Annotated in this window: 12 protein-coding genes and 2 pseudogenes; 9 read left to right on the forward strand and 5 right to left on the reverse strand. The window is 45.1% G+C overall.

Annotated elements, in window-relative coordinates; translation table 11 throughout:
* Window positions 1-15 precede the first annotated feature (15 nt).
* Both ACUVQO_RS12935 and ACUVQO_RS12940 read left to right on the forward strand, forming a co-directional pair.
* Window positions 16-357 carry a hypothetical protein gene (locus ACUVQO_RS12935; protein ID WP_445926284.1) on the forward strand — a complete coding sequence of 114 codons (342 nt, stop codon included), beginning with the start codon at window positions 16-18 and terminating at the stop codon, window positions 355-357.
* Window positions 327-746, forward strand: coding sequence for a hypothetical protein (locus ACUVQO_RS12940; protein ID WP_445926285.1), 420 nt, complete (start codon window positions 327-329; stop codon window positions 744-746). Before ACUVQO_RS12935 ends, ACUVQO_RS12940 begins: the two co-directional genes overlap by 31 nt.
* An 88-nt stretch (window positions 747-834) precedes the next feature.
* Here ACUVQO_RS12940 and ACUVQO_RS12945 read toward each other — a convergent pair whose 3' ends face one another.
* The 4 genes from ACUVQO_RS12945 to ACUVQO_RS12960 all read right to left on the reverse strand — a co-directional run bounded on the left by ACUVQO_RS12945 (window position 835) and on the right by ACUVQO_RS12960 (window position 2,915).
* On the reverse strand, window positions 835-1,950 hold the full coding sequence (locus tag ACUVQO_RS12945; protein WP_445926286.1) for a universal stress protein: 1,116 nt from the start codon (window positions 1,948-1,950) through the stop codon (window positions 835-837).
* Between the two features lie 42 nt (window positions 1,951-1,992).
* Window positions 1,993-2,346, reverse strand: a complete 354-nt coding sequence (locus tag ACUVQO_RS12950; RefSeq protein ID WP_445926287.1) for a sensor histidine kinase — start codon at window positions 2,344-2,346, stop codon at window positions 1,993-1,995.
* A 61-nt stretch (window positions 2,347-2,407) separates the two neighbouring features.
* Window positions 2,408-2,704 (reverse strand): response regulator, encoded by a 297-nt coding sequence (locus tag ACUVQO_RS12955; protein WP_445926288.1) that lies wholly within the window; start codon window positions 2,702-2,704, stop codon window positions 2,408-2,410.
* Window positions 2,691-2,915: a response regulator gene (locus tag ACUVQO_RS12960; RefSeq protein ID WP_445926289.1), complete on the reverse strand. Its 225-nt coding sequence runs from the start codon at window positions 2,913-2,915 to the stop codon at window positions 2,691-2,693. Before ACUVQO_RS12960 ends, ACUVQO_RS12955 begins: the two co-directional genes overlap by 14 nt.
* On the opposite strand from ACUVQO_RS12960, the gene ACUVQO_RS12965 reads away from it, so the two are divergent.
* The 7 genes and pseudogenes from ACUVQO_RS12965 (at window position 2,907) to ACUVQO_RS12995 (ending at window position 7,316) form a co-directional block, all read left to right on the forward strand.
* Complete coding sequence (locus ACUVQO_RS12965) at window positions 2,907-3,215, forward strand: response regulator (RefSeq protein WP_445926290.1); 309 nt, start codon at window positions 2,907-2,909, stop codon at window positions 3,213-3,215. The genes ACUVQO_RS12960 and ACUVQO_RS12965 overlap by 9 nt on opposite strands.
* A gap of 568 nt (window positions 3,216-3,783) precedes the next feature.
* Window positions 3,784-3,903 (forward strand): annotated as a pseudogene (locus tag ACUVQO_RS12970) (diguanylate phosphodiesterase); the annotation flags it as partial.
* A gap of 45 nt (window positions 3,904-3,948) precedes the next feature.
* Complete coding sequence (locus ACUVQO_RS12975; RefSeq protein ID WP_445926297.1) at window positions 3,949-4,122, forward strand: EAL domain-containing protein; 174 nt, start codon at window positions 3,949-3,951, stop codon at window positions 4,120-4,122.
* Between the two features lie 116 nt (window positions 4,123-4,238).
* Window positions 4,239-4,671, forward strand: a pseudogene (locus ACUVQO_RS12980) (EAL domain-containing protein).
* On the forward strand, window positions 4,668-5,543 hold the full coding sequence (locus ACUVQO_RS12985) for a response regulator (protein ID WP_445926291.1): 876 nt from the start codon (window positions 4,668-4,670) through the stop codon (window positions 5,541-5,543). Before ACUVQO_RS12980 ends, ACUVQO_RS12985 begins: the two are co-directional and overlap by 4 nt.
* Before the next feature lie 81 nt (window positions 5,544-5,624).
* Window positions 5,625-6,434 (forward strand): sensor histidine kinase, encoded by an 810-nt coding sequence (locus tag ACUVQO_RS12990; RefSeq protein ID WP_445926292.1) that lies wholly within the window; start codon window positions 5,625-5,627, stop codon window positions 6,432-6,434.
* A 216-nt stretch (window positions 6,435-6,650) separates the two neighbouring features.
* On the forward strand, window positions 6,651-7,316 hold the full coding sequence (locus ACUVQO_RS12995) for a response regulator (protein WP_445926293.1): 666 nt from the start codon (window positions 6,651-6,653) through the stop codon (window positions 7,314-7,316).
* Between the two features lie 514 nt (window positions 7,317-7,830).
* On the opposite strand, the gene ACUVQO_RS13000 is transcribed toward ACUVQO_RS12995, so the two are convergent.
* On the reverse strand, window positions 7,831-9,666 hold the full coding sequence (locus ACUVQO_RS13000) for a helix-turn-helix domain-containing protein (RefSeq protein ID WP_445926294.1): 1,836 nt from the start codon (window positions 9,664-9,666) through the stop codon (window positions 7,831-7,833).
* Window positions 9,667-9,868: the final 202 nt, after the last annotated feature.

Here is a 9,868-nt window from a genome sequence, read left to right on the forward strand (position 1 = left end):
GGAGGTGAGTTACTCATGAAAGGAATGGTAACGCATCAATTGTTGAATCCTACATTGCCCGGTTCATTCTCTTTTGAGTCTGTGGTGTATGCAGCTCCAGGTCTGAATTACTCAGCAAGTTCAGATTTGGATCAGTACCTGCTATTTGAAAAGCCGACATCTGGCTATCAAACTCGGACGATCGATCTCTCGGACTTTGCCGATTTACCTGCCACTCCCAAGTGGCCGTTTCAGGCTAGCCGGATTCCGATTAATGGCATTCTGCGGGTTCCCAAAGGATGCGGCCCATTCCCGCTTGTGCTGGACACTCACGAGGAGGGGAGGCTGTGGCCCATGCCAGCTATTTCAATACGTTAGCTGCAGTGGTTCCCAATCCCGGTGATCCGCCTGTGCCGTTGGATGGGTCTAGAGGATTGGGGCCTTACCATTTCAAGCTGCAGGCGATCGTGGCGATCGCGCCTACCGAGGGTCAGTATCGACCTGTAAACGGGCCAGTCGTCTTTCAAGACAACTACTTCATTATGCATGGGAGTAGCGATGGCGATGTCTGGACGTTTGAAGGCTACCAGACCTACGATCGTCGGGCACAGCCGATCGATTTAAGTGCCCCTACCCGCACGGCGAAGGGAACGATCCACAACAACTGGCAGCCCTCCAGGGCCAGGAAATTCGCTTTCGTCGCTGGGGAGAGGAGGAATTCATTCCTACAGGAATTCGGGTTCCGGAAGCAGCCGATCGTCCCTTGAGAGCACCCAACTTAACCGAATTGCCAACCCAGGCGGAAGCCTTGAGTGAGTAGGCTAGCATTATCTGTACTCACCACTAAACTGATTCCTACCAATGTGCGGTTGAGGTGTATTTTTCATTCGCTTTATCGGTGGCAATGATGTGAATGTCGATGTTTTTCAGCGATCGCAAGAGTTGATGCGTTAAAGATCCACGTAGCAGCAGTTCCCAGCGCGAACGTTGACTTTGGCCGATGATAATTTGCGTAATGTGATAAGTTCTGGCGACATCCGCAATGGCTCTGGCTTTATCTGAGCGGCTAACCCGGATAAACTCTCCCCCAAGTTCTTTACAGAGCCGTTCGCAGGTTTCGACGTGCAATCCTTCAGCGCGTGTCAGAAAGCGATCGGGGTCATCTACAAACAAGCAATAGAAAGGAGCACGCATATATCCAGCGATTCGGGCACCCCGTCGAACTAACTGGAGCGCGTTGGGGTAGGTAGAGACACACACCAACACCCGTTCCAGAATACTGCAATAGGGCGCATTTTCGTTTGGTCTGTCGGCTTCCGCTTCCAGTGCCTCTTCTTCAACATTATCCGCCACTTCTCGCAAAGCGAGTTCCCGTAGAGCAATCAGATTGCGACGTTGAAAGAAGTGTTGTAGGGATTGATCCACTTTGTCCAGGGCATAAATTCTTCCTTCTTTCAGGCGCTCTTCCAGGGTCTCCGGAGTGACATCCACAACGACCACTTCATCCGCTTCTTCCAGAAAGCGATCGGGAATCCGTTCTCGCACCACAACTCCAGTAATCCTGGCAATCAGATCGTTCAGGCTTTCCAGGTGTTGAATATTAACCGTTGAGTAAACGTCTATTCCGGCATCAAGGATAGCTTCCACATCCTGATACCGTTTTTCTCGCTCAGAGCCAGGAACATTGGTATGAGCCAGTTCATCGATTAGAGCCAGTTGAGGCTGGCGAGCAATAATCGCATCCGTATCCATTTCGGTGAGAACCACTCCCGCATAAGTGATTTGCTTACGGGGGACAATTTCTAATCCTGCAGCTTTTTGAGCGGTTTCTTGACGATTATGCGTTTCTAGCAGGCCAATCACAACGTCGATGCCTTCCTGCCTGAGTTGATGGCCTTCTTCCAGCATCCGATAGGTCTTTCCCACTCCAGGAGCCATACCAATGAAGATTTTATGTTTACCTCGCTTCATGATCAAAGATGGGATCTGAAATTCTGGAAAGGTTCATTAATTCTAGAGTAATGGTGACGGTGTAACCAGAGTGAAGTAAAAAGCGGTACCGCTCCCTAGTTCAGAAGTTACCCAAATCTCCCCACCATGAAATTCAACAATCTTCTTACAGGTTGCTAAACTAATACCCGTACCAGGGTATTCTTTAGTAGAGTAGAGTCGATAAAAGACCTCAAAAACTCGTTCCAGATTTTCAGCAGCAATGCCAATGCCATTATCCTGAACTTTAAACAGACAATGATCAGCATATTCTTCTATTGAGATATCGATCGTGGGTGGAACTCCAGGGCGGGCAAATTTAATTCCATTACTGGTCAGGTTTTGAAACAATTGAATCAGTTGAGTTTCACTACCCATCACTTTAGGAAGTGGTGCATAAGTTAAAGTGACATTTTTCTCAGTAATGGTACTTTGGAGATTATCTAATACCTGCTCCAGTATCAGATTGCAATCCAGGAGTTCTAGTTCCGCTGGAGCGAGCCAGTTCCCGGTTTTGCTCAATCAATTGTTTTTGCAGGCGCTGCAGATTAAGTTGATTATTAATTCGTGCTAATACTTCTGCTTCCTGAAATGGCTTTGTGACATAATCAATTGCCCCAGCCGCAAACGCTTTGACTTTATCAATTACATCGTCTAATGCACTGATGAAAATTACCGGAATGTGTTCGGTACGAGGATTGGCCTTGAGTTTCTGGCAGACTTCATAACCGCTCATGGTGGGCATTTTGATGTCTAATTTTGATGTCTAGCAGAATTAGATCTAGGGCATCGGCTAAAGCAGAGGCGATCGCAGCTTGACCCGTCAGGGCTTTACGGACTTCAAATCCTTGCTTCGTCAACATAGCAGATAACAGACGCAGATTATCTGGCATGTCATCAACAATCAAAATATCATCTTGATAAGATTTACCGCGATCGTGGTTCATTCTATTGTATTGACGGCTGGGTCTGGCACGGAAGGCCTGGCGATCGCCCAAACTCAGCAACCCGATGCCATCTTGCTGGATGTGGTGATGCCAGAGGTGGATGGGCTGAAAACATTAAAACTTCTGAAAAACAATCAGGCAACTCAACATATTCCAGTGATTTTGCTGACAGCTACTGTGAAAGTGGCGACTCAACGAGAATACGCTCAATTAGGGGCAAAAGCAGTACTCATTAAGCCCTTTGATCCGGGGATCCTGACCAGTCAAACTGAAGCAGCCTTAGAGTGGAAAGACAAATGACGGACTTCTGGTTTATGTCAGTCGGCTGGGAACTAGGAACCGAGAATGACATCCTTTTCTCGTGGCCCGCCCTTTGTATCAATCATTACTTTGTATCAATCATTATTAGAAACCTGAGAAAGCCTGTGGCATGGATGTCTTTACGTAGGGGATACGGATTGGCCATCCATGTCCACGGCATTGCTGCGAGAGCTTGCTGTCTGATTTAGCTCTGATACTAAGCTAGGTGAGAAATGTGGCAAGGTTGTGACAATCTGGAAAAATCGCGATCGAAAAATTTGTCACGTTAATGTCACATTTGAAATTTACGATGAAAGTGTACTGAAGGTGGAGTCAACCTCAATCTTTGTATGGTTAGCCTTATGCAGGTTGATGGCAGTATCAGGCCATGAAAATTGCCCATCGTTAGAGAACGCAATGGGTGCAAACAGTTCAATAAAAATCAGAGAATCACGCTATGGGACAGGCGAGGGGCATCAACCACGTTGACTTACAGACCAGTCAGGACATACAACCAGTTGAAGATAATGAACAACTCCACGATTAAACCTCTCTAGTCAACCATGAATTACGTACCCCTCTGACATCTATTTATGGTATGTTGGGCCCGCTCAATAGTGGCCATTTGGGATCTGTTTCTGAGGAAGGCCAGCGACTGCTGGGAATTGCGCTGCATAATACCAACCGATTGATCCGCCTTGGCGATGCGATCGCCCATGAACCTGCTATTTCAATGGCTATCCTATCGGATGTGGACTTGGAACATTTGCAATTAGAGAATGACTTCCACGCAGCCTTTGATCGCCAAGAGTTACAATTGTATTACCAACCAATCGTTGCCGTTGAAACAGGTGTCATTACTGGATTTGAAGCTCTGGCACACTGGTTTCATCCGGTTAAGGGGTAGATTTCTCCCTCAATATTTATTCCTTTGGCAGAAAAATCAGTTTGATCCATTCCCTGGGCCTCTAGAGTTTGGAAGAAGCCTACCGTCAACTGCAGCTCTGGCAACAGCGCTTTCCCATGCATCCCCCGCTGACCATGAGTGTTAATCTTTCCACCCTGCAATTGTTACAGCCCGATTTGATCAAGCGAGTTCGTCAGGTGCTGCAAAAACATCAGATTGCTGCGGAAAGCTTGAAGTTGGAAATTACAGAAAGCGTTGATCCAAGACTATGAACGGGCGAACGCCATTCTTACAGAACTGAGAAGGATGGGCATCCAGTTCTACATTGATGACTTTGGTACTGGGTATTCCTCTTTAGGCCGATTGAAGGATTTGCCGATTCATGTTCTTAAGATCGATCGCTCGTTTGTGAGTAGCAAGAAATGGGATATCTGTGAATCCATTCTGTTATTGGCTACAAAATTAGGTTTAGGAGTGGTTGCTGAAGGGGTTGAAACACGGGAAGAAATGCTGGCTCTCAAAACATTAGGATGCCAATGGAGAGAGTGAGTTTGGGGACTGTTTTGATCATTGATGACACTCCGGATAATTTACGGGTATTAATTGCTACGCTCACTCGTCACGGATATAATGTTAGCGTGGCGACCAGCGGGGAACTGGCTCTGGCTCGCCTTGAGGATATCAAACCGGATCTGATTCTGCTTGACATTCAGATGGTAAATATGGATGGATATCAGGTCTGTGAGCGACTGAAATCCCAATCTTCCACTCGTTCCATTCCAGTCATTTTTATCAGTGCTGCCTATGAAGTGCTAGACAAGGTGCGCGCTTTTGAAGCTGGTGCAGCAGATTACATCACTAAGCCAATCCAGTTAGAAGAAACTCTGGCTCGGATTGAGCACCAGTTAAGAATTCGCAATTTGCAAAAGCGTTTGGAGGAACAAAATGTGCAGTTACAACAGGAGGTGCAGTTACGCAGGCAAACTGAGCAACAGTTGGAATCTCTCAGCACCAGCCTTGAGCAGCAAGTACAGATGCGCACTGCCCAACTGGAGCAGGCTTACCAGTTTGAAGCGACCCTGAAACGGATCACTGATCGCGTGCGGGATAGTTTGGATGAAGCTCACATTTTACAAACTGCGGTGGAGGAACTGGCCCAGGCGATCGGGGCTGAAAGCTGTAATGCCTCTCTATATGATCTGGAGCGGCGGACTTCTACCGTTTGCTATGAATACACCACCACATCAGCGGTGCTGCAGGGCCGTGTGTTAGAGATGGCTAACTTTGCTGAGGGCTATGAAGAACTGTTACAAGGGCAATATTTTCAGTTTTGTTCTTTGCAGCCTCATCCTTCGCGGCAGCAACCAGCGATGTTAGCCTGCCCGATTCTGGACGATCATAGAGTTTTTGGAGATCTCTAGCTCATCAATAGCAATGGGCTAGCTTTTAGTACTGAAGATATTCGCTTAGTACAACTGGTAGCGAATCAGTGTGCGATCGCGGTGCGGCAGGCCCGTCTGTATCAGACTGCCCAGTCGCAGGTGGAAGAATTGAATCGGTTGAATCAGCTCAAGGATGATTTTCTCAGCAAAATCTCCCATGAACTTCGCACACCTCTGTCAAATATTCACCTGGCGATTCAAATGCTGGAATTGGTCTTACAGCGCCTCAATCTGTTAAATGACGATGCTGCACCAGCCCGATACTTAACCATCCTGAGCGAAGAGTGCCAGCGAGAAATTAGCCTGATTAATGACCTGCTGGACTTATCTCGATTAGATGCAGGAACAGAACCGTTAATTTTGTCAACGGCTAACTTACAAGATTGGATTGCTCATATCATCGAATCCTTTGAAGATCGGATTCACCTACAACAACAGGAATTGCAGGTAGAAATTGCCCCAGATTTACCCCCGATTACAACTGACTTTATATATTTACGCCATATCCTGATGGAATTACTGCATAATGCCTGCAAATATACCTCACCAGGCGGAGTGATTAGAGTTGTTGCTCAAAAGGCTCCTATTCCGGCTACAGATCAGGAATCAGTCGGCAATCCTGAGACGGCTACAGTGTTTGTGCAAATTAGTGTGAACAATTCTGGTGTGGAAATTCCGGTCAGCGAGTGGGAAAAAGTATTTGATCGATTTTATCGGGTTCCGACCAATGACCCCTGGCGGTATGGTGGCATTGGCTTGGGGTTGGCCTTAGTCAAGAAACGGGTAGAACAATTGAGAGGAACGATCTCCGTGAGCAGTAATGACGACTGGACTTTATTTATTATTACCCTTCCTCAAACTATTGAGTAAAGATACCGAAGAACAAATATTTTGGCAAAGAGCAGTTGGATATGCGGATTACAGGAGGTGATAATTTTATGAACAAGCTGCTTCAAGAAATTACACAAGTACTTGTACTCTGAGGAAACGTTTGCAGGTTGCTATATAAAAGTTCATATAGTATGTTGCTGGCAGGTTCAGATTGCTTGTTTTTCTTCTGCTGCAAGGAGCAGTAGATGTTTGGCAATGAGCACAATGACAGAAAATTTATTTGATAAATCACAAGTGGATATCTTAATCGTTGATGATTCTGCAGATAATTTGCGTGTCCTGTCGGCTACCTTGATTCAGCAGGGGTATAAGATTCGTTGTGTTAAAAGTGGTTCTATGGCTTTGCTAGGAGTCAAAACCTCTCCTCCTAATCTGATCTTGTTGGATATTCGAATGCCTGAAATGGATAGTTATCAGGTGTGTCAACACTTGAAAGCCGATCCGCAAACTCGGGAGATTCCAGTGATTTTTTTGAGTGCAATGGATGAACCCTTAGATAAAGCCAGAGCCTTTCAGGTTGGGGGAGCAGACCATATCACTAAACCCTTCCAAGTTGAAGAAGTTTTGGCGCGGATTACTCATCAGTTAACGATCTGTGCGCTAAAACAGCAGCTAGACATACGGGACAATCTACTCAGACAAGCGACCGTAGCGGCAGAATCTGCTAACCGAAAGAAAAGCGAGTTCCTGTCCCGAGTCTATGCAGAGCTAGGATCTCCACTGAACGCCGTCTTGCAGAATATGCGGATATTGAGTGAAGATCCCGAGATCGCTGCCAGATATCAAGAAGCCTTTAAGATCCTCGATCGCAACGCTGCCAACTTATTAACCAGCCTTCGAAGTGCCCTAGAACACAATTAGGGTGGAATTCTATATTTGATTCTGTGCCCTTTATCGTAGAGTATGCCACATATTTTATGGCTGATTGCTCCTTTCCGCTTACAATTAATAGCGTATAGAGGTATGGTGGATTGTTGCTAGACCAGCGCTAAGAGAAACAAAATTTCTCTTGAAACCGTTATGTTTGGGAAAAGCCCTTTTGCCAGATTCCTAAGTTTCCTGCGTAAGCTGGGAAGCTTTAGAAAGCCGTACCGCAAATCTCGAGTGCATAATTACACTTCCTATAAGTGTGGCAAAGACTATGCCTTTGATGAGGTTGAGGGTGGCTTTCAAGCTTACATGACAGCCTATGGTCGGGGAATTAAACACGGAGACCTGATTCTTCTCCTTCATAGAGAAGAAAAGATTCGATACCGAATAGAGCAGATTGATTATTATGCTAATCCTTCTGATCTGTGGGTTGCTTTATTTAGTTAGAGATCAGTAAAGGCGGTTTCAATTTTCTTTAGCAGCAGCCTTGTTCATATTGATAAAGTTAACCTCGAATGCCTGTCACTTGTTGGAGTTCTGATCCTAATAACTGCCAAAGTTGTTCTCGATGTTTGGGTTGAATCGATCGAGAACCTTTAATCCAATGAGACACCAGTGAGCGATCTAATTGCAATTGTTTTGCCAGCTCTGTTTTAGTGATTCCTTTTGCCGCCAGAGCCATTTCTAAGGCGTAGCCTGGAATGATTTGGGGTGTATATCCTTTGTGCGGGTTGGTATTGAGAGAGGGATCAAGTTCCTGATGAGTTACTGATAGAGTTTTACTGACTTCCAGCCGATGCTGAATTAAGGTCGTGGGAATAATTGTCAATTGAGCATTCAACCATAAGGATAACCAGTCTCTGGGTCTGACCTGGGTATGGGTAGGGCTACCCTCTGTCTGACTCCAACTCGGCTGCAGCGATCGTGGATAGGTTTTTGAGTCAAATTTGATTTCCCAACCCAGACGGGCTAGGGTGAGCAGGGCATCGTTCCATTCCTCCAGCAGGCGATCGCGATATTTTGGATCACGATGCACTGCATTCACTAATTCTCTTGATTCAATTGTCTCTAATAATGATTTAGTTTGATATCGGCCATTAGTTTGAATCTGGCTCATTGAAGTTAGAAAAATTGATAGTTTTGCTGCTAAAGAATTTTCATAAGGATTAATTGTTAAAGTACTTTTAGCAAGATAACCATATCGTCGTAGTGCTTCCGCATCTACTTGCCCCTGCTTATTTAATAAATGCTTAACCCAATATCCCAATCGAATACGAAAAGTCAATTCATCTGGTTTCTCTATCTGTATTGATTTTTCATCCAGATCGAGATCCTGTATTTTTGTTTGTAAATCTCCTATAAATTGAAATTCTTCTAGAATTAGAAGTTTACTGTTGGAAATTATATAATTTCTTTTTTCTATATCTTTATAAATAATTGAAATTGATAAGTCTCCAATCAATTGAATTAAACTATGAATACGTTTTAATTTTTTATCTGTAGTTAAGTTTTCATACCTTTCCCAATTAGTTCGTTTAATAAGTTCACTAGCTTTTGCTTGAAACCCCCCTTTCCAGGGAGTGGCTGCTTCACTAGCTAGAGCGGCTAAGGTGAGAAATAAATAGGTCGTTTCAGGTCCTAGTCTCTGCAGCATCTCCCATGCCACCTTACCAAAAACAATTTCAACTTGGTGTGAACCAGGACGATCGTCTTGCAGTGAATATTCTAAGAAACAATCGCCTGCAACTATCTTCCAGGGTGAAAGCTCCTGATCGGCTAGTGAAGGATAATTGGACGTATAAGCAAGCGGATCTACAGGAGGTAGTGCAGGTGGTGCAGTGGGACTGGCTCCTAATAATATTTCCAGATCTTCTACTGAAGATAATGTCCAATCTCGCTGCTCCAAGAGTTGACGCGCCAAACGGAATGCTACATGGCTCAATAATTGGGCTTCAATCCAACTGTCTTCTCCGGGACGTTTTGGATCGGGAAGAATGGTCAGTAGGGAAGGGATGGCCGCCTCCGGCTGAAACTCATGGGTTTTCTGCCAATGATCATGCTGGGTTAAAAACCACCGTGCTGCCTCTTGCCACAATGCTCTAGAACGCAGTGGCTTCCTGAAGGCTAACTCTAATTTACTCAAAGCACTTGCTTCAAAGGCTCCAAATTTTTCAGTCTCCAGATACAACGTTTCTGGATTGTGGTCGCTGTCTAGCATTAATTGGTTGAGGCGGTGTTGATTGATTGCGATCGCGAGATGTTGCAACACTCGTTTTCTCAGCACCTTATTTCGCCGCAACTTTGTTGTATAAGTGCGGATTCGATTGTCATCTATCGCCATCTTAAATTAATTCAGGAAAATATAAATTAGGAGCTAGAAGCCTGAAATCAAGCACTACCCTGACCTGGGACTTCTAACTCCTAACTTAACTCTTGATCTTCAAGAAATGAAGCTAACTAAGATTCATTTTTATCGAACAACAAATAGCTCTCCTCGTTTTACCTTCTGGGGACAGCTTGTTCGAAATTGATGTTATAGGGAG

Source organism: Leptodesmis sp., from assembly GCF_052746595.1.